We start from the raw sequence: 20595 nt of genomic DNA, 5'->3' as shown, positions 1-20595 counted from the left end.
AGTTTCTATGACTACCTAATAAATTCTCTTTCTGTAATCATATTAGTTAAAGTCTGGATTCCAGCGTCACGCGCTGGAATGACAAGGTGGAGTGAATAACCATAGGGTGTCATCCCAGTGCCTTGACTACTTGGATCCATTTTCTTTTTTTCTAGATTCCAGCGTCACGCGCTGGAATGACAGGGTGAAGCGTCATCCAAGTAGCTGACACCACTTTTGCTTCAATATTTGCAATGCCCCTGTACAGATACAAACAATAGGCCTATCTATCATTCTGATGTGATTTCAGTTTTTTTTACGTGCAAACTCTCTAATCCCACCTTGTAGTTAGGGTAAATTAGAGAGACATCAAGATCTTTTTTAATTTTAACATTACTTACTTTTTTTGATCCTAAATAAAAACTCTGTGCATAATCTGGTAACTCAATTGGCTCTGGAGGGCTAACATTGAGAAGTTTGGCCGCATACATTACCACTTCAGATTGCGTGGCGGGTAAATCGTCTGCACAATTGTATATTTCACCAGGTTTTATGTTTTGCATGGAAGAAAATAAAATATTCGATATATCTTCAACGTGAATACGAGAAAAAAAATGCCCTTCCTTTTTCACATTTCTTGCTTTGCCAAGCTGCAAGTCAATTAACACATTCCTACCAGGACCGTATATTCCAGCTAAACGAAAAATATGTACAGGCAATCTGCTATTTAGCCACTTCCTTTCAGATTTAAGGCGCTTTTCTCCTCTGATTTCTATAGGTTTTGTTTCAGATTCCTCATCCACCCAATTACCTGAGTGATCACCATAAACACTAGTTGCAGACAAATAACCAAGCCATTTGACATTTTGCAGGCAATCACCGTATCTCTCCACAACATCATCGCCATCTGGAGGAATAGAAATTAAAACGTGCGTTGCGCTTTTAAGCAGATCTTGGCTAACTTTCTTATAATTAAAGAGGATTACATTTTGTATATTTTTACTTCTTGATGTGCCACTAACTTTCCAACCTAAGTTCAGTAATTTTCCCGATAAAAATTTAGCTACATATCCATAACCAAAGCAAAACAAGTGCATAGAAGTTAGTTGCTGAAATTTTTCTTGATAAATTCTACTCCTAATTTTATTCCCTCTTCATTGATAATATGCCCTAATCCATGAATTGGGTGCCCTTCAACATTTACTCCATTTTCTTTCAGAGCTTTAACCGCTAAGTCGAGAGACGAAAAAGGTACCACATCGTCAGCATCACCATGGATAACACATATGTTAGGTTTTGACTTGATCTCTGGTGCAGTTTTTGAAGGTGAAAGAAACCTACCAGAGTATGCAACAACTGATGCACAGGATTGAGAGCGGGTGAGAGCTGTATGTATTGCAAGCATTGCTCCTTGAGAAAATCCAACTAAAGAAAGTTGCGTATCTTTTAAATTAAGCTCCTTTAATTTTGTATCAATAAAATGATTTACAATTAATGTAGCATTTTTTACTCCATTATATAGCGCTTCCTCACTACGATCTTCCAAGCTGAACCACTGATAACCGTCACCTATTTCTCTCTTAAACGGAGCATTGGGTGCTACAAAACATGAACCCAGTAAAAACTTGCTCATAACTTTAGCAAGGTGAACAAAATTATCACCACTTGAGCCCCAACCATGTAAAAAAATAATCAAATTTTTCTTATTTCCGCCTGCACAAATTTCTGGACCTTTAAGTTCAATCATCTCTTTTCTTTTTGCATTTATATCTTTATTTAACACTAATTTTCAAATTTGTAAAATCAATGCGCAATTACGTTCCCGATAATATAGATAAAGTGACTTAGGTTCACCGACAACCGTCATCCCGCTACGTGTTAGCGGCTGAGATACCGCGCACAACTGTACGAACATTTCAATATGGCACATTAAACAATGTCATTCCAGTCTGGGATCCAGCTTTTGATCGAAAATGTTGCATAGTGCACAATCAATCTTTCTAGATCCCAGTGTCTGGGCACTGGGATGACATCATGGGGGTGCTGGGCATAAGTGTTGAAAGTATCAAAAATAACGTGATATGAGATGATCAACGGCATGTAAATTACCTCCCGACAGTAAAACAATCGAACGTATAAAAGAGTCATTTAGATCCAATGTGAATTGCAGTAATGCTATTTTGAACCCATGTAGATTATTTTTGATTTTATAAACAAGAAATAACAAAGCCGTAATAATAATCATGTAAATATACACCTTCATGCCATTCATAGTATGGCTTAAAAAGTGCTTATATCCAAGATTTTGCTTTATAAATTTAAAGAACACTTCTATATCCCATCTGCGCCTATATAGCTCTGTTACTTCATAAGCTGGCATTTCAAACAAGTTTGTCAAAAACCATATTTCATCTCCAATTTTATTTCTGATTTTTATTAGCCGTAGATCATGCTTTTCTGCCACTTTACCTCGTGCACGATAAAGATTAACTATTATATCTTCTAAAATCTCTGATCCATCCGATTTTTGTTCTCTTATAACTTTGTTCCTGCTTATAACATCATGTTTTCTTCCCACTTTAACTCTTGTGATAAATTTGTACTCCTTTTCATCAAATTCGGCAAAAGTTCCAACTTTTCTGATTCCTCTATCAAATAATAAAATATCCTCTTTTTCAACTTTAGCTTCATTAATTGCTCTCACTAATGCTATATCTTCACTACTTTCTTCTTGTCCTTTACAAAATCTTATACTTGTCGGCAATTGATCCTTTAATCCTACACTCACTTTAACTTGACTGTCGTTACTTTTACCGCCTATTTTTAGCCCATCTTTTATGAGATATCCCGATAAATTTATGATCGTCGAATCAAACTTATGTAAGTTATTTGATGTTTTTTGGGGTAATAGCTTTTTAATCTTGCTCATCAAATCAATATATACTCCCTTAAAATATTCTGGATTTATAACTTTTAACCTTTTTGACAAACCACTGTATGTTACTGTACTTTTATCGCTATTCTTATCCATTATACACCTGTTTATTACCATTTCTAGCGCTCTTAGGCTTGTTTTTTGCCCCATTAATATTAACTTCATTAGACCTTTAAATATAATCTTGCCCAACAATTTAGTATTACATTTATCTACTTCACTTAATTTTCCTAGCCTTTCTAAATCCTCATCTTTTATTAAATTTAGTACTCTTTCTATTTGATCCATTATTGCCTCCATTTTCTTGCAATAATAGTTCTTTATGTCTTTTTTGTGTTACTTTCAACACTTATGGGGTGCTGGGATGACACCTCTGGGCACTGCCGTCATAAAGGAACCAGTGTCAGCTACTTGCATGACATCAATAATTGATCTCAACTTACCGTCCAACTAGAAAGTTGTACATAGAATGACAGAAGAGACTCGCGTTAGATATTATTTATTTACTTTCGATCTTTTCTATCAATTTTTTAACTAAACCTCTTAGCCTCTTACTGGATTCATCAAGCTCTTGAATTTGCGAGCTGCGCTCTTTCATCAGTTCCTTATAGTTACCTTTTATGTAGTCAATCATTTCCTTCATCTGAGCAATCATCTTGTTAGCATCCATGCTGCCCAAATCAGGTATCATGTTAGGCATAGTGCCTTCTAACATACCGCCAGCCATAAGCTGCTGAGACATTTGCATAAATGGTTTTAAAGTCTGATTAAGCAATTCGGGATCCTTGGCTAATTTTTCTATTTGCTCTTTGCAAGTATCCATATACTGCTTCATAAATTCATCTTCTTGCACTTTACCTGTCATAATTACACCTACTTGAAAATATCGATTTTCTATTATATATTGTTTTTAAATTAAAAACAATACAAAATACTCATCACAATTGCATTAATACTCTTTAAACAACAAAAAATGCTCCTTTGCTTATAAAGGGTTACATACTTTCTTTAACCACTCCTTATCTTTGACGCTATTTTCTAAGAGCATGTCTTCAAACTAAGTAGAAAGGAGTTAAGAAGTGTGTTATAAGATATATTTTAAATGTACCCAAGCGATATAAGTGACAAAGAATGGAAGATGATAGAGCAATATTTTGAACCTAAAAAGACCGGCAGACCAAGAAAACACAGTATCAGAACGATTATCGATGCAATAAGGTATGTGATGAGAACAGGCTGTCAATGGAGACAACTACCTAAGAATTTTCCACCATGGAAAACCGTGTATAGTNTGTAATTCGCGTTTAAAAAAAGTGGAATATGGCAAGAAATTCATGATTTTCTAGTTAAAAAACTAAGAAAGATAATTGGTAAGAATGAAACTCCATCAGTAGGAATAATTGACAGTCAATCAGTAAAAACCACTCAAAAAGGGGATCCANGAGGATATGATGCTGGCAAGAAAGTAAAGGGTAGAAAACGCCACATCGTTGTAGATACTCTAGGTCTTGTAATTGCTGCTGAAGTACACAGTGCAAGCATTCAAGATCGTGATGGTGCACTAAATCTTTTTGTTCAAGCCAAATGCAAAGCTCCAACATTACGTAAGTTTTTTGCTGATCAAGGATATACAGGTAAATTGCAAAACCGCTGTTTATTGGAAACTGGATGTTTGTTGACGATTACCAAGAAAGTAGTTGATACAGGATTTCAGGTTATTCCTAAACGTTGGATTGTTGAGAGAACCTTTGCTTGGCTCTCCAATTTTAGACGTATGAGTAAGGATTATGAGCATTCTCCTCTCACTTCAAAAAATAACATCTTTTTTAATATGATCACTATTATGCTTCACAAATTAGCTCATTCTTGAGTTTGAAGATATGCTCTAAGTATCTCTACCATCAGCATAATAATGATTTTGAGTATGCGGAAGTAATTTTTTTCGTTAGAACAAAAAAAATTCTTTTCTTGTAGACCTAAATCATAATGTTCACATAGTTTTCCGTAGTAGTTAAAAAATCAGTGGAAAGTTACTGTAAGTTCATGTATTTTGAGGCTATAATGGTTAAAAATATGTGACGTATGGACGATTTTATCAGAGTTAAGGGCGCAAGAGAACATAATCTGCAAGGTGTAGACGTCAATATACCGAAAAATAAGCTGGTTGTTATAACTGGGCTTAGTGGTTCTGGCAAGTCTAGCCTTGCTTTTGATACAATTTATGCGGAAGGCCAACGCCGGTACGTCGAAAGCCTATCAGCTTACGCACGTCAATTTCTCAACATTCAGGATAAACCAGATGTTGAGTCGATTACAGGCCTTTCTCCTGCAATATCTATCAACCAAAAATCTATCTCAAAAAATCCAAGGTCAACCGTTGGAACTGTTACCGAAATTTACGATTACTTGCGCTTAGTGTATGCACGAATAGGAGTTCCTTATTCACCCGCAACTCAATTACCAATAACAAAACAAGCTGTATCTCAAATTGTAGATATTATAATTGCGTTACCTTTAGAAACTAAAATATATATACTTGCCCCTGTTGTGCGTGGTAGAAAGGGAGAACATCTCAAAGAGATATTGGAAATTAAAAGACAAGGTTACGTAAGGTTCAAAATAGATGGTGAAGTATACAATGTAGATGACTTGCCTAAACTCGATAAGAACAAGAAACACGACGTTTTTGTGGTTGCAGATAGAATATCAATATTGGACGATATAGGAAATCGACTGCCAAGTAGTATAGAATCCGCACTAAAACTTGGTAATGGTCTAATGTATGTAGAAGTAGTAAACCTACCTGACAATCATAATTCTGAGTATAAAAATGGTCAAATTCTGACTTTTTCAGAGAATTTTGCATGCCCCGAGTCTGGTTTCACTCTTGAGGAAATAGAACCAAGATTATTTTCTTTTAACAGCCCTTACGGTGCATGTGGTTCGTGTAATGGGCTTGGTAAAAAGCTGGCTATTGATGTAAAGCTGATAGTGCCAGATGAAACTCTTTCAATATCTGAAGGCGCTTTAAAGCCAGTAGGGCAGACAGCACGCCAAATGCACACAAGTTATGGATTTCTAAAAAATGCAATTCTATCACTGGCTGAAAATTACAAATTTAGCCTTGATATTCCGTGGAAGAACATAGGTCAAGAAGTAAAAGATATGATACTCTTTGGCTCTAATAAATTTCAAGGTTTGATCAGTATCTTGGAGAACCAGATGGATTATGATGAAACGCTTGTTGAGCGATATTGCTCTGTTACTCACTGCAGAGAATGCACTGGCTATAGATTGAGAAAAGAAGCGCTTACAGTAAAAATTGATAGCAAACATATAGGTGAAATATCAGGGCTTAGTATCGATGAATCCCTTAAGTGGTTTGAAAATTTGTCAGACAAGCTCACAGAACAACAGAAGCAAATCTCAAATAAAATACTAAGTGAAATAATCAAGAGGCTAACATTTTTGAAGAATGTAGGGTTGAATTACCTAACGCTTGATCGAGAATCTAGCACTCTCTCTGGCGGCGAGAGTCAGAGGATCAGACTTGCTTCGCAAATTGGCTCAGGATTAACGGGGGTTTTATATGTTCTTGATGAACCCTCAATTGGCCTTCATCAATGTGATAATGATCGGTTAATTGCCACACTAAAAAACTTAAGAGACATGGGTAACACTGTAATCGTTGTTGAGCATGATGAAGATACAATAATGGCTGCTGATTATGCGATTGATATTGGTCCTGGAGCTGGCGTAAATGGTGGAAAAGTTGTTGCAGAAGGAACACCAGACCAGGTGCAAAGAAATTCGGAGAGCATAACAGGGCAATATTTGAGTGGAGAGAAAAAAATTTTAATTCCAAGGAGAAGAAAGAAAGCAACTCAGTTCATAAAAGTAATAAATGCATGTGAAAATAACTTAAAAAATATAAACGTTAAATTTCCTATAGGGAATCTTATTTGCGTTACTGGAATATCAGGAGGGGGAAAATCAAGTTTAGTCATAGAAACGTTATATAAATATTCAGCACATAAGATATATCATTCGTCTGCACGGTATGGTCGGTGTGATAGAATAGAAGGCCTTGAATATATAGATAAAGTTATAGAAGTTGATCAGTCGCCAATTGGTAGAACTCCTGCGTCAAATCCAGCAACATATGTTGGTATGTTCACTCATATAAGAAATTGGTTTGCAGGTCTTCCAGAGTCAAAAGCAAGGGGATATAATATAGGCCGGTTTTCATTTAATACCAGAGGAGGAAGGTGTGAGGCTTGCAAAGGTGATGGGCACTTAAAGATAGAGATGCATTTTCTACCGGACGTTTATGTGAAGTGTGAGCAGTGTAAAGGGCGAAGATATAATCGGGAAACATTGGAAGTTACTTATAAAGGAAAATCAATCTCTGATGTGCTTGATATGACGATAGATCAAGCTTGTGATTTTTTTGAAAACCTTCCAATGGTAAAAGAAAAGTTGATTTCTTTGCAGGAAGTGGGACTTGGCTATATAAAACTCGGACAGTCGTCAACAACGTTGTCTGGGGGTGAAGCACAACGAATAAAGCTGTCCAAAGAACTATCAAAACGATTTACCGGAAGAACATTGTATATTCTTGATGAACCAACAACTGGATTACACTTTGAAGATATAAATAACTTACTAAAAATACTCCATAGATTAGTCGATCTGGGAAACACTGTTATAGTTATCGAGCACAATTTGCACGTTATAAAAACTGCAGATTATATAATAGACATCGGACCAGAGGGCGGAATAAAAGGCGGAGAAGTAATTGCTACAGGAACTCCAGAAGAAGTGGTAAAAATTCCAGAGAGTGTTACAGGCAGGTATCTTAAAACATATTTATCACATAGAACATAAACTATTTCTTAATTATATTAGGCTAGGTTGCATATTTATGATTTGGAGAGGGTAATGTCAGTATATCGATACTTTAGAAGGTACGTTGAATATGGAGTTGTACCTGCTAAGAGAGCAGAAGATTGCACACTAGTTCCAGAAAATAGTTTCTATAAGTCTGTACATTATGTTGATAATATATTAGGACCTGTGAAAGATGTAATTTGTGGAGTTGAGAGTAAAGACGATTATAACAAGTATTATAAAAACAATGATAAATGTGAATACGTCGGCCACAGAGCAGAGAGAGTGTATTCATTGTGTACACTGGGTGCTATTTTAGCAGCCAACATAATATTGCAACCTTTATTTTTGATGGTGGCATATTTGTCATACCTTCCAGTTAAGTTATTGTCAAAAATAACAGGGGACTATTGTTTTAAAACGGATACAAAATCATTCGTTGATTATTCAAACATGTTTTTAGGAATGGGACAGGAGTGTGCTAGTGGAATAGCTGAAGTATTTAACAAGATTGTAAGTTATGCTTGCGCTGCTATCATTTGGGCTGCCGCGTCAATCATAACGCCACTTGTGTGGGCTTGTGATAAAGTGCAAAGTAAGTTAAGTGAAATACAGGAGCCAGAAAAATATCATCGTTTATCTCATTGGAGTGATTCGGAAACTACTTTAGTCAATGGTATACCACAAACTGAGTTATAAGTTTTCAGCAGTTTGAATTATATTGAGATGAAATAAAAAGTGAAAGCACAAGTTACTTTAGCTATACTATATAAATTTTATAATATATTTTATGAATTGTGAACCTTCTCTTACTAAACAAAGCTACAAATCTCATATTTCCAAACGTATGCGTAAGTTGCGAATGTATCATTGATGAAAATCTTAATCTGTGTAGTGAATGTAACAAAAAAATCAATTTTCTAACTAAGCATTACTGCAATGTTTGTGGCGTAGTAATCTTAGACAATATTTATACGTGTGGTAAGTGCATCATCAATCCTCCACCGTTTAAAGTATTAAGATCAGTTTTTGCTTATGATCAACATAGTAAAAACATGATTATAAATTTCAAATTTTTTGATAATTTGAATTACGTAAAAATCTATGCAAAGTGGATACACCAAGCTAATCAGGATACATTTCAGAACGCAGAGATCATAATTCCTATACCGTTACATAAAATGCGCTTGTTTAAACGTAAATATAATCAAGCAGCACTGCTTGCAAAAGAATTGAGTAAGTTGTCCAATTTATCCTATACGCCATTTGCAATAAAACGCCTTCGCCATACTGCGCCTCAAGCTGGTCTTTCACTTAAACAGCGTGAAAAAAATCTAAAAAAGGCTTTTAGTATAAGCAACAAAAAAAATATCGAAAATAAAATCGTGATATTAGTTGATGATGTGGTAACAACCGGAGCAACTGTAAGATCTTGCTCTCAAGAAATTTTAAACTCCGGTGCAAGAGAAGTGAGAGTGCTTTCACTTGCGAGAACGGTGAATGATTGTGAAAATCAGCATGTTAAAACGTGATTTTTAATGACCTCAACATCACTAAACTCAAAGGTTTGATTCCCTATAATTTGAAATTTCTCATTTCCCTTTCCTGCAACTAGCAGAATCATACCCTCGTTATAGGCAATATCTACGCCTTTCTCTATAGCTTCTCTTCTATCTTCTATCTCCAGCGCATCAGGACAATTTAGTAAAATATCATGACGAATTTTTGCCGGATCTTCATCACGCGGATTATCATCTGTAATTATTACTTTATCTGCATACATTTGTGCTATTTTGCCCATTTCTGAACGTTTCGTCTGATCACGATTTCCACCACAACCAAAAATCAGGACTATTTTTTTATTAAAGTGCCATTTTAAAGACAACAGGGCTTGTTTAAGTGCACTTGGAGTGTGTGCGTAATCCACGAATGCAAAAGGTTTCACTTTTTCCATTCTTCCTGGTGGAGAAACGAGTTTTTCTACGCATATTTCTCTGTAATTCAGTCCAGATATACCAATTGCACACAGCAGATTATATGCTTGAAATTTTCCTAAAACTGGAAAAAATGTATTGTAAATTTGGCTGTCAATTTTTACTGTAAGATGTTGACCATTAGGGGTTGGTGTTTGCTCTAATAAAGTAATATCAGAACCTGTTTTTCCATAGGTTATAACTTTATTGCCACGTTTTTCAGCTATTTTAAGCAATGCACAGTATTCATCTATATCCGCATTTAAAATCGCTGTTTTTTCTTTTGGCAATACCTCGTAAAACAACCTTTTCTTAGCCTCAAAATACTCATCGATACTTTTGTGATAGTCCAAATGATCTTGAGAGAAATTAGTAAAAGCTGCAGCAGTGAAATTGAGTCCATGGATTCTATATTGGTCAATTCCATGGCTTGAAGCCTCTAATGCTAAGTGCTCTACATTTATACCACGCAATGTTGCATAAAGGTCATCTGCACCTGGAGTGGTAAGACTATTGCTATTAATTTTTCTGTCATTATTGATGCATGTTCCAAGTGTTCCAATAGATGCTGCATTATAACCTGCATTTTGCCAGATCTGGCGACAAAATTCCACCACTGAAGTTTTACCATTCGTGCCAGTTACAGCAGCAACATATTTTGGCTGTTTGAATTGATAAAATCTGCTGACTATTTCACTGTATATTTCTTGAGGGTTTGGGTGGAAGATACAGATTCCAGCATCACGCGCTGGAATGATACCATTTGTTATGCAATCACTTGCAATTATCGCTTTAGCTCCACAAGATAATATCTGATCTATGTAAATCCTATCCCTTTCTGACACACAAACAAAAAGATAACCTTCTTTAACTCTCTTAGGGTTACACGTGACGCCTTTGATTTCAATATCAAAATCAACATTTACAATGTTATGCAGTAGCTCTTTCAGTCTCACAATCATTTTTAACGATTGAACATGGCAGTCTTATCAATGCAGCATCCAGATCAAAGATCAAATCTTCAGTATCTTCTAGTCCGCAAAATATTCGAACAAAACTTCCACCATAATCCGAATCCATTACAGATCTTGACATAGATCTACGATCTATTGGTAATATCAAACTGTCACATCCCCCCCAAGAAGCACCGATGCCGAAAACTTTCATGTGATCAACCATGCAGCCTAGTTCTTCACATGAATATTCTCTATCGAGTACTATACTAAATACGCTACTTGCTCCTTTGAAATAACTTTTCCATAATTCGTGTTGAGGATGGGAGGGAAGTGCTGGATACAAAACTTTTTTGATTTTTGAATGTTTTTCTAGCCACTTTGCCACTTCCATTGCTGTATTTTGGTACCTTTTCATACGTGTGTGCAGTGTTCTTAGTCCCCTATGTGCAAGATAGCAGTCGTGCGATTGAATGGTTACTCCATAATTTTTATAGCTCTCATAAAGCAATTTAAAAATTTCACCTTCAGCAATAATAGCCCCCATCAATAAGTCTGAGTGACCGGCTAGATACTTTGTCACCGCGTATAGTGCAACATCAATTCCATAATCAAGTGGCTTAAATAACAAAGGAGTGGCCCATGAATTGTCACAAATGGTTACGATTGCACGTTCTTTAGCAATTTTTACTATATGCTCTATATTTGAAATCTCAAACGTTACAGAACCAGGAATCTCGATCATTATCAACGAAGTGTTATTCTGAATTAAACTAATTATATCCTGTGTTGGATCATAAAAAGTTACCTCTATTCCTCTTTTTGGTAGCTCATTTTCGGCAAATCTCTTTAGCCTATAATAACTATTATCTTGTATCAAGACATGCGAACCTGCTTTAGTGAAAGTCAAAAGAGCAAAAGTAAGTGCAAATAATCCAGAAGGATAGATGAGTGCTTGTCCCCTACCCTCAATTTCAGCCAGTGCATTTGAAAGATAATGAACAGTAGGCGTACCAACATTACTGTAACTGTAATCCCTTGCAACACCATCATTGATTACATCGTATATGCTTTCTCCATTTGCTGCACTTAAGTAGTCCTTATAAGTAGGAAATAATATGGTAGAGGAATGATAAACTGGCGGGTTCATCGACCCTTTATAATCATTAAATTTTCTTCCTGCTTTAACTAATAAAGACTCTTCTCTCACGTTTCTACTATTTATTTTTTAAATTATATTCACTTTGCGTATATAAGTTAAGAGAAATCGCATGTACTCGCTCTATTTCACTCTTTAATAATTCATAGATCAATTTATGCCTCTTTAAAGAGCTCATTCCAGAAAAGTCGTTAGATATTAATATTAATTTAATATGTGAAGGTAGTGTCGAAGAAGAAGCAAAATAATGATCTGCATGCTTTGCTGATTCATCGATAACGTTGATATTAATTACATCTATCGAATCGTGTATTTTTTCTTCTATCGTTTTAATAATATCCATAATNGGCTCCTTTAAGCAACAATACGCTCCTCTTGTCATCCCAGCGCGTGACACTGGAATCCAGAAGTTTTAATAAGTTGGTGAATATAGCAAGCATGAAAAAAAATTCAAGTAGGTTGCCGGATATGATATAAAATACTCTTGTTTGAATACTACTCATCCTGATATAATATCATTTTGTATATGATGACACCATTCAGTATGCAAATTTCCTTCAAATTAAACGTTTGTAAACTTAAAACTTTACTTTAGATCAAACTGCTGTATAGTGACTTTATAGCTTTAGTTTTACAATGAGTATACCTAGTATAGAAAATTGTGATCTTCACGGTAAAGCCGTCTTACTCAGAGTTGACTTCAATGTTCCTATAAAAGATGGAGAAGTTCGTGACGTCACTCGTATTTTGAGAGCATTGTCTACTATTCAGTATTTAGTGGATGCGAGTACAAAGATTATTATTATATCGCATTTCGGACGCCCAAAGGCTAGAGACGATAATCTGTCGCTAAAAAATATAATTGACACTTTATCACAGTTACTAAATAAAAAAGTGAAATTCATTGATGATTGCGTTGGTGAAAAAGTGCAAAAAGCAGTGAGTGCTATGGATGCAGGAGATATAATATTACTGGAGAATCTAAGATTTTATGAAGGGGAAAAGGAGAATGATGCAAACTTTGCCAGACAATTAGCATCTCTGGCGGATATATATGTAAATGATGCATTTTCTTGCTCTCACAGAGCTCACGCTTCTATTTCACGCATTACAGAGTTTTTACCTTCCTACGCGGGATTTTGCTTACAAAATGAGCTAAAGTACCTTGAAAAAGCTGTATCGTTTAAAGCTAAACCTATTACTGCGATAGTTGGGGGAGCTAAAATATCAACTAAAATAAAAGTGCTTATGAAGCTAACAGAAAAGGTTGATTACCTAGCTCTTGGTGGTGCAATAGCCAATAATTTTTTGTCATTTAGCAAAGTAAATATAGGAAAATCTTTCTTTCAAAATGGTATCGACGACCTTCTACATAATATTGTTGAAACAGCAAATAAAAACAATTGTAAAATAGTTGTGCCAGAAGACGTTCTGGTTGCAGTAAACTCTGATTACAGCACTAGTATTTCAAGAGGAACTGAGTCCATTTTGGACGGTGATATAATTTTGGATATCGGACCACAAACTTTGAGTACAATAAGCAGTATAATAGCAAGCAGTAAGACTCTGCTGTGGAATGGACCTATTGGTGTTTTTGAACATTCAGCTTTTGCAAGTGGTACAATTGGGGTAATGAAAGTCGTAAGTGACTTAACGCACAAAGGAAAGTTAACCAGCATAATAGGGGGAGGTGATAGTCTATCTGCAATAATCGCTGCAGGCCTTACTGATAAGGATTTTACATATGTTTCCACTGGTGGAGGAGCGTTTTTAAGTTGGCTGGGTGGTGACGAAATGCCGGGAGTTGCTGCTCTGCAAAAATGATTAGATTAAAACTTTTTTAAATTGTTTCTTGTAAGCTAGCTTTTTTGTGAACGTGATTATGTCGAAGACAGTTAAACTAATTTTGTGTTCAATAATACCAATAATAGGGTTTATTTTTTATATTAAGGATCATTATTTTCACACTGGCTATGTAGAAGAAAATAATTTTGAACCATTTTTCAGTTCACAACCAGGTTATATACCACCGTTTCAGAATTAACTGACTTTGATAGAGGAGTGTTGAAAGTTTGTGGAGATTGGGGAGCACATCCAGATAAAGAAGATTTCAAAATTTTACTTAGTTGTCCGCAACATCAAGAAGTAGTGAAAGGAATATATGATGAGCTTGATCATCAAGTGATTACGCCAGATGCGAATTTGGAGCTATTTAAAGATGAACTGGCTAACATTTGGTTTACAAATAGTGGAAGTGAAAAAGAAACTATAGGGTTTGGACATATTTTTTGTGGTGAGCCAAACGATAAATTAGGTGGTATGCATTTTATAGGTAGATATGTTGAAGCTCAAGAAGATAAATGGGCAGGTGCAATTTGGAATGATAAGTCTCTATGCAATAAATCAGATATTAAGCCACCGGTTTATACATTTGGAATGAAATATTTAGGTAAGGATGGAGAAGTGAAAGTTAAATGCCCAAATGGATACGCATATAACCTTCATGCTGATGATATTTTAATTTCTGCAACTAAGGCGTTTAAGGAATTAGGAAAGGATGGAATGTGCCTGTATAAAATGGAAGATGACAATTATCAATCAGTGTTTGTAAGAAAGAATGATGCTATACTCACGTTCTATCCCGACTTAACACCAAAATGTGATGATAAGAGTACTTATTGTAGTTGCAGTAAATCTTAATTTCAAAACCAATAGGGTGAACAAATGATAAAAATGCTATAGGGTGTAGCAAATCCAAATGAGTTAAAATTTTGATTAAAGGGTTTTGTGAATAATAATGAAGAAGGGCATTATTCGTCTAATAAAAGCAATTCAATACTCTTGTGAAGGAATAAAATCAGCTTTTATATCAGAAATTGCGTTCAGACAGGAGTTACTGCTTTTTATAGTATGTGTCTCAGTTTTGTTTGTTTTGGATGTAAGTAATCTAGAACGTGCAGTAATGATAAGCAGCCTATTCCTGGTGTTAATTGTGGAAATTGTTAACACTGCTTTTGAAACGACAATTGAGCGTATTTCCAGTGAACAACACATACTTTCAAAAAAGGTGAAAGATCTAGGTAGTGCAGCAGTTTTTCTTTCATTAATTAACTTCCTGATAACATGGATGATAATATTGACAGGTTAATACGAATGTTATTAAGATATGTTGTCAAACTCACCAATTAAAGTTTTTATATCTTGCGGTAAATCAGAGACAAATTCCATGTATCCCTTACTTTTGGGGTGATATAAGCCCAGTGTATAAGCATGTAGTGCTTGTCTATTGAAATTACGAATAAAACTAGAGTTTTTAGCATATTTTGTGCTTTTACTACTATTTTTCCCATAAACTTGATCACCAACTATAGAATGTCCTATGTGGCTCATGTGGACTCGAATTTGGTGCGTTCTACCTGTTTCTAAAGTGCATTTAACGAGGCTTGCTTGTCCTATAACTTTCTCTACTGAGTAATGAGTGATTGCTAATTTGCCCGTTGTTTTTGTTACACACATCATTTCTTTATTACCGCGTTTGGGAGCAATTTTAGTTTCTATAGTTCCCTGCTGGGAAGATAATGCTCCCCAAACTACTGCTAAATATTCTCGCTTTATTTTACGATTTGATAACAATTCAGACAAAAAACCATGGGCTTCCTCATTTTTTGCAATTACCATTAGCCCACTGGTATCTTTATCGAGTCTATGAACAATTCCTGGTCTTACATCAAGGTGAGCGATAACTGCGTTCAAAAGCGTATCATTGTTTGTCCCAGCACCTGGATGTACCGTTAATCCACTTTGTTTACTCAGAACTATAATGTCTTCATCTTCATAGACGATATTAAGTTTTATGTCATAATTAGGCTCAATTGATGTGGATATGTCAGGTTGAACGAGATGCACCACATACTCTTCATCTGGTTTTACTATGTGGTCATTATTAATTATCGGTGTGCCAAGTAATTTCACCTGCTCATTCTGTATTAGTTTTTGAGCTTTACTGCGTGACATGTTGCATTTTTCAGCTATATAGGTGTCTAACCTTAATTTNTTTCTCATCACTATTAATGTTTAAGGTTACTTCTAAGTGGTCTATAACAACTACCCCGCGCAAGCTACTGCAAATGCTGCGTGAATGTTTTTGTCTACAAAATCAACTTTTGTACTAGGAGGTTGAATTTGAAGGCCGTCTTGTTTTTCAATGTGGCAAGTTGTCTTAGAGCCATCTTTCCAGTGGATTATTATCTTGTTATCAAAATTCCGTAATGTTGCTTCACCAATCTTTTTCTCCTTTNNATCACCTTTTGCTTCTAGCTTAATAGATTCTAATAAATAATATAAAAATTCACTTGGCTTGCCATTGATTTTTTCTTTCCATTCGTCTGTTCTTTTTCGTTCAAATAAATCTTTTTTCTGCTGCCTTATTCTGTCTTGTTTTTCTAAGACTGCCAGTTCTTGTAGCTCCTTCTCTTCATCTACTAATTGATCAGTATTATCTTCATTATCAGGATCATTTGGTTGGTTGTGTTCTTCTAATAACTGTGCTTGTATCTCTTTATCTGCAGATTCATTAGTACTAGTTTGCATATCTTTATTTGCAGATCGATCAGTATTAGATTGACTACTGCTTCCTTGCCCATTTTGTTGAGGGTCTGGGTTATTATGTGCATTAGGCAGTCTTTCATTGTGGAAAGTAGCTCCCGCTAGTCCCGTATATTGTCCTGGCTTTAACCTAGCTACTCTATCATCAATAGTCTCTACTGCATTCTTAATAGCATTTATTGTGTCCATTACCTTCTTTACATCCACTTCACTCAGTTTACCTTTTACGTCTACGCTAACTTCTTTACACAGAACATCCACACTTTTACTAATATCTTTCAGGCAGTCAGTTATTTCTTTACTAGCAGTTGTTTTCACCTCATCCACATTTTTCTTTATATCTTTTTCTAATTTATCAAGTAAAGCTTTGAGATTCTTCCCTATACTGCCAAGCATTTCTTTAATGTTAATATTTGCAGGCTTTAAAAGACTATTATCAAGTAAATCGCAAGCTTTTTTAAGGTTACTGCCAAATGAGTCGCAAAATGGACTAAGCAGTTCTTTCATTAGAGATATTAGTTCATTTTCCTTTTTACCAAGCTTATTTTCTATTACTGATACAACCATGCCCTTTCCAGACCAGTATGGAAGTAGAAGACCTAAAGTACTGTGGTTTCTAATAGTATGATTTTCATGATCTACGCTATTACTTATTAGATTGCTAAGTGTTGATATGATGCATACAAGAATAACGACTAATAAAGATATTAATGTTATTGAAACATTAATGGATTGTGATATTGCTGAAACTACTATAATAGCACCAAATACATATGATCCAGTAAACAAGAAAATCCTATTTCTATTTTCTGCTTTTATATCTTCTAGTATTTCTCTCTGCGTCTTAGAAATTGGTAAAACTATTGAAAGCTTTTTCCTCTTACGATCTAAATTTGTTACAATTTCAATTTTTTCGGCTTCTTGAACAATCTGGCTGTACTGTTCATCAACTTGATAGTTTCCTACTTTTTTATCTATCTCATTCTCTTTTATTTTTTGTGTATTTATAAAGTTTATAACAACAGTAAATAAGAGAACTGCAAGAGGAATAAAGGCAAGAGGTGCTGGCGTGAACGTAAACCCAGCAATACTTAGTGTAACAGGCTGAATAGAAAAGGCAGTAACTGCTATAAGAGTAGCAATGGTACTTGCTATTGATATAGTACCAGAATACTTTCTTATAGAGCTCAAAATTCTACTGGGCTGGTCAGAAAGTTTTCTAACTCCTAAAAAATCAAAATAGTCTTTGAAAGGATCTTTAGTGTCTGTAACCATAACATTTTTCTAGTTTTAATTTATTTAGGTATACATTAACCAAACCTTAAAATCAAGTTTCTTAATTTTTCAACATGTGCCAAGGCCGGTTAGAGCGCACTGTATTAATCTTTACGTAACGATTTGTTAACCAAATTGAATGTGTGCCATATGTTTTTAGATTGGTGTATTTAATAGTTCTAGTATTACAAACTGAATAGTCGAATTCACTTAATTGAATTATTAAATCAACTTTATCACAATTTTCTAGAATATCTTCTTTTTTATAAGCTAGCAGCACTAATTTATTATTTCCTTTATTATATATGCAGCCATAATCGTTGCACTTTAGTCTTTTATCTGGATTGCTATATTTTGTATGATTCAAAATTTGGTTCTGCCCATTTTGTTTCGCCCATGTTTTGACAACAAAGTTCCTATTTTTTCTGATGAGAGAATATAGTAAGTTATCACTCTCCTTTGCAGCAACATTATCAGCATTTATTAGGATGTCGGGGGTTTTATATGCGGCACTAAAACAAATACCCAGCACAATAAAGAAAATTCCGAAGAAACGCCAATTTCTTTCCCACAAGCACAGCCACAATAACCCAAATGTTATTATAATAATTGATGAGGCAGGAAAAGTGCGAATAGGAATAACCAAATACTGAAGACTAGCGATAGCGTTTGTTATATACAAAATACTGTCAATTGGGCGCTCTATAAATGGCGCTATAATCCATTCAACACCCAAAGGAATCAACAAAACATAGATTATTCCACTTGGAATAATAATTAATGTAACTATTGGTATAGCAACTAAATTTGTGATAATGCCACTAATTGAAAAATAATTAAAATTGTATATCGTGTACGGAACAGTTGCTAAACTTGCTATTACTGAGCTGATCATTATCGATACAAAATATTTCATTATTTTTATTTTGAACAATCTATTAGCATTAATTTGATAACTGGCAACCAGTGCCAAAACAGCAGAAAATGACATCTGAAAGCCAGGCTTTAAAATTGCTTCTGGTTCTACTGAGAGTATCACTGAAGCAGCAAACGCAATTGCTATTAACCTTCGATATTTTCTCTCTATCATTGTTGCAACGAGTACTAAAATCACCATAATGTAGGCACGCTGAGCAGAAATTTGCATACCGGTAATCAATAAATAAAACGTGGTTGGCAAGATAGTAAGGAATGCAGATATTTTCTTGGTGTTATACTTAAGAGTCAAAGTTTCAGATATTGCGAATAAGTTACGAAATACTATAAAAAATAGGCCAGCAACGAATGATAAATGCAAACCAGATATGGCAAACAAATGTGCTATACCTGAATCTCGTATCGCGTCCGTAGTTTTTTGATCTACGCCATCTTTTTTACCGATCAGTAATGCAGAGAGTATATCCGCATGTGGTTTTTTGATATTTTGCTGCAGGTTTTCATAAATGTATTGACGGAAAGATTCTATATATTCTTGAAATTTCCTTGCTTCAGTCTTTTTGTACAGGGCTATTTTGCTTGTTGCAAAACCTGTTGCACTTATTTTCTGGTAATATGCTATTCTTGCAAAATCGTATGCATACTCCGAAGGCGCAATTTTTGGAGGGAAGAGTTTTGCTGATAATTTTACTTGATCGCCTATTTTAATGCCTTTTTCCACTTTGGTTCTAACTGATATTCTGATGTTATCTAGAGCTCTATCCGGTGTCATTCCAGCGCGTGACCATATCTTTTTNTTCTGGATCCCAGTATCAAGTACTGGGATGACAAAAGGGGGCACTGGGATGACAGAGGAGGATTCTGGAATGGTGGAAGGCTTTGTAATAGAAAGCAGAAATTGTTTGTATGAGCCCCTGTCGTTAATATCCTTCACTTTGGCAACGATATTTTTTACATACCTCTCTTTATCAAGAATTTGAGTATCAACTAAAGCTGTTCTTAATTTACTGGCTGTAAACCCTGTGAGCACTGCAATTAAAGCAATGCATAATATTGCGTACTTTCTGTATAATATTGCAATCAAAATTAGTGTGGGTAAAAGCAAAAGAAAAATAGATATAGTGAAAGTGCAGCTTGGTTCAAAACTTAGGGAAAAATAGGTTAAAATCCCTACACACTGACACACAGGAAACCATAGTATCAAGTTATATTTTTCATTATGACGTATATAACTAACTATTATGTCAAGAAAAGTTAATAAATATACTAATATACGACCCATAGCGGATTTTATCCTTGTATATCCTATAATTGCAAGTATAATAGCTAAATAAACAACGACGCGGGATGGAGCAGCTCGGTAGCTCGTCAGGCTCATAACCTGAAGGTCGTAGGTTCAAATCCTACTCCCGCAACCATCTCTATGATTATATGAAGGCTATGGTATTTTCTCAGGTAGGTTATGTACGATTTTCAGATTTCATTCTGCCCACCTCACTCTTTGTTATTTTCAGTGTCACTCTGACGTGTGACATTCAAACACAGAAAATTTATTTTACTTAAACCTTTATCTAATTTGAAAGGTACTACATTGACGCCCGCGATAGCCCTATTCCTATAGTGAGTAGGGTTATCTTCCCTCTTGCTTCATTTATATCATAAAGATTCAATAGAAATGCAACGTACATTGGGCAGAGATTAAGCACATTCATGTACGCTGAAGAAGATACGCTACATTTTTACTGAAATTTGATTGTTTTTAATAGAAAAGCCTGCAGGCGAAGATAAATTTTGAGCTCGAGAAATATCTCTACTGTCATTATAGTTAGGCTTTAAGTACGCGGAAGTAATTTTTTGCGTTAGAGTAAAAAATTTTTTCTATAGCTAATC

19 protein-coding genes and 1 tRNA gene are annotated in these 20595 nt (G+C 35.1%); 9 read left to right on the top strand and 11 right to left on the bottom strand.

Translation table 11 applies throughout. The features are described from left to right. Nucleotides 1-11 precede the first annotated feature (11 nt). The 5 genes from NOX90_RS06425 to NOX90_RS06405 form a co-directional block, all read right to left on the bottom strand. Entirely contained in the window at nucleotides 12-140 is a 129-nt protein-coding gene (locus NOX90_RS06425; RefSeq protein ID WP_375603964.1) for a hypothetical protein, read from the bottom strand. 129 nt (nucleotides 141-269) lie between these two features. Continuing rightward, complete coding sequence (locus NOX90_RS06420) at nucleotides 270-1076, bottom strand: SDR family oxidoreductase (protein ID WP_375603963.1); 807 nt, start codon at nucleotides 1074-1076, stop codon at nucleotides 270-272. 5 nt (nucleotides 1077-1081) lie between these two features. Continuing rightward, nucleotides 1082-1726 carry an alpha/beta hydrolase gene (locus NOX90_RS06415; RefSeq protein WP_375604628.1) on the bottom strand — a complete coding sequence of 215 codons (645 nt, stop codon included), beginning with the start codon at nucleotides 1724-1726 and terminating at the stop codon, nucleotides 1082-1084. A gap of 318 nt (nucleotides 1727-2044) precedes the next feature. Continuing rightward, nucleotides 2045-3214 (bottom strand): IS4 family transposase, encoded by a 1170-nt coding sequence (locus NOX90_RS06410; protein WP_253303197.1) that lies wholly within the window; start codon nucleotides 3212-3214, stop codon nucleotides 2045-2047. A 199-nt stretch (nucleotides 3215-3413) separates the two neighbouring features. Next, nucleotides 3414-3779: a hypothetical protein gene (locus NOX90_RS06405; RefSeq protein WP_375603962.1), complete on the bottom strand. Its 366-nt coding sequence runs from the start codon at nucleotides 3777-3779 to the stop codon at nucleotides 3414-3416. A 237-nt stretch (nucleotides 3780-4016) separates the two neighbouring features. Between NOX90_RS06405 and NOX90_RS06400 the strand changes: the two genes are divergently transcribed. The 5 genes from NOX90_RS06400 (at nucleotide 4017) to NOX90_RS06380 (ending at nucleotide 9336) form a co-directional block, all read left to right on the top strand. Further along, nucleotides 4017-4211, top strand: a complete 195-nt coding sequence (locus tag NOX90_RS06400; RefSeq protein ID WP_375603961.1) for a transposase — start codon at nucleotides 4017-4019, stop codon at nucleotides 4209-4211. Between the two features lie 21 nt (nucleotides 4212-4232). Then, entirely contained in the window at nucleotides 4233-4784 is a 552-nt protein-coding gene (locus tag NOX90_RS06395; RefSeq protein ID WP_375604627.1) for an IS5 family transposase, read from the top strand. Nucleotides 4785-4996: 212 nt separating this feature from the next. Then, nucleotides 4997-7801 carry an excinuclease ABC subunit UvrA gene (uvrA, locus tag NOX90_RS06390; protein WP_375603960.1) on the top strand — a complete coding sequence of 935 codons (2805 nt, stop codon included), beginning with the start codon at nucleotides 4997-4999 and terminating at the stop codon, nucleotides 7799-7801. A gap of 54 nt (nucleotides 7802-7855) precedes the next feature. After that, nucleotides 7856-8503: a hypothetical protein gene (locus NOX90_RS06385; RefSeq protein WP_375603959.1), complete on the top strand. Its 648-nt coding sequence runs from the start codon at nucleotides 7856-7858 to the stop codon at nucleotides 8501-8503. Between the two features lie 98 nt (nucleotides 8504-8601). Continuing rightward, nucleotides 8602-9336 carry a ComF family protein gene (locus NOX90_RS06380; RefSeq protein WP_375603958.1) on the top strand — a complete coding sequence of 245 codons (735 nt, stop codon included), beginning with the start codon at nucleotides 8602-8604 and terminating at the stop codon, nucleotides 9334-9336. Here the strand turns inward: NOX90_RS06380 and NOX90_RS06375 are convergent. From NOX90_RS06375 to NOX90_RS06365, 3 genes are read right to left on the bottom strand one after another with little or no spacing between them, the layout of a single operon-like run. Beyond that, the gene (locus NOX90_RS06375) at nucleotides 9318-10739 is read right to left on the bottom strand and encodes a UDP-N-acetylmuramoyl-L-alanyl-D-glutamate--2,6-diaminopimelate ligase (protein ID WP_375603957.1); all 1422 of its coding nucleotides are present in this window, start codon (nucleotides 10737-10739) and stop codon (nucleotides 9318-9320) included. The two genes, NOX90_RS06380 and NOX90_RS06375, sit on opposite strands and share 19 nt — an antisense overlap. Next, on the bottom strand, nucleotides 10708-11940 hold the full coding sequence (metC, locus tag NOX90_RS06370) for a cystathionine beta-lyase (protein WP_375603956.1): 1233 nt from the start codon (nucleotides 11938-11940) through the stop codon (nucleotides 10708-10710). The genes NOX90_RS06375 and metC overlap by 32 nt, the downstream gene beginning before the upstream one ends. 7 nt (nucleotides 11941-11947) lie before the next feature. Further along, nucleotides 11948-12232 (bottom strand): BolA family protein, encoded by a 285-nt coding sequence (locus NOX90_RS06365; protein ID WP_375603955.1) that lies wholly within the window; start codon nucleotides 12230-12232, stop codon nucleotides 11948-11950. 293 nt (nucleotides 12233-12525) lie between these two features. On the opposite strand from NOX90_RS06365, the gene NOX90_RS06360 reads away from it, so the two are divergent. From NOX90_RS06360 to NOX90_RS06350, 3 genes are all read left to right on the top strand, one after another. Next, the gene (locus NOX90_RS06360; protein WP_375603954.1) at nucleotides 12526-13713 is read left to right on the top strand and encodes a phosphoglycerate kinase; all 1188 of its coding nucleotides are present in this window, start codon (nucleotides 12526-12528) and stop codon (nucleotides 13711-13713) included. A 240-nt stretch (nucleotides 13714-13953) separates the two neighbouring features. Continuing rightward, on the top strand, nucleotides 13954-14589 hold the full coding sequence (locus NOX90_RS06355) for an EndoU domain-containing protein (RefSeq protein WP_375603953.1): 636 nt from the start codon (nucleotides 13954-13956) through the stop codon (nucleotides 14587-14589). A 97-nt stretch (nucleotides 14590-14686) separates the two neighbouring features. Further along, a complete protein-coding gene (locus NOX90_RS06350; protein ID WP_375603952.1) occupies nucleotides 14687-15037 on the top strand; it encodes a diacylglycerol kinase in 351 nt (116 codons plus the stop codon). Nucleotides 15038-15048: 11 nt separating this feature from the next. Here the strand turns inward: NOX90_RS06350 and NOX90_RS06345 are convergent, their stop codons facing one another. From NOX90_RS06345 to NOX90_RS06335, 3 genes are all read right to left on the bottom strand, one after another. Then, nucleotides 15049-15903 carry an RluA family pseudouridine synthase gene (locus NOX90_RS06345; RefSeq protein ID WP_375604626.1) on the bottom strand — a complete coding sequence of 285 codons (855 nt, stop codon included), beginning with the start codon at nucleotides 15901-15903 and terminating at the stop codon, nucleotides 15049-15051. 90 nt (nucleotides 15904-15993) lie between these two features. Next, the gene (locus NOX90_RS06340) at nucleotides 15994-17769 is read right to left on the bottom strand and encodes a hypothetical protein (RefSeq protein ID WP_375603951.1); all 1776 of its coding nucleotides are present in this window, start codon (nucleotides 17767-17769) and stop codon (nucleotides 15994-15996) included. A 61-nt stretch (nucleotides 17770-17830) separates the two neighbouring features. Next, a complete protein-coding gene (locus NOX90_RS06335) occupies nucleotides 17831-19987 on the bottom strand; it encodes a ComEC/Rec2 family competence protein (protein ID WP_375603950.1) in 2157 nt (718 codons plus the stop codon). Nucleotides 19988-20046: 59 nt separating this feature from the next. Here NOX90_RS06335 and NOX90_RS06330 point away from each other — a divergent pair. Next, a tRNA-Met gene (locus NOX90_RS06330) sits at nucleotides 20047-20123 on the top strand. The last annotated feature ends 472 nt before the right edge of the window (nucleotides 20124-20595 follow it).

Origin of the sequence: Wolbachia endosymbiont of Anurida maritima (assembly GCF_042182995.1) — a bacterium.
Classification (GTDB): Bacteria; Pseudomonadota; Alphaproteobacteria; order Rickettsiales; family Anaplasmataceae; genus Wolbachia.
The sequence above is the reverse complement of the archived record's forward strand: the minus strand, read 5'-3'. Positions and strand labels throughout refer to the sequence as shown.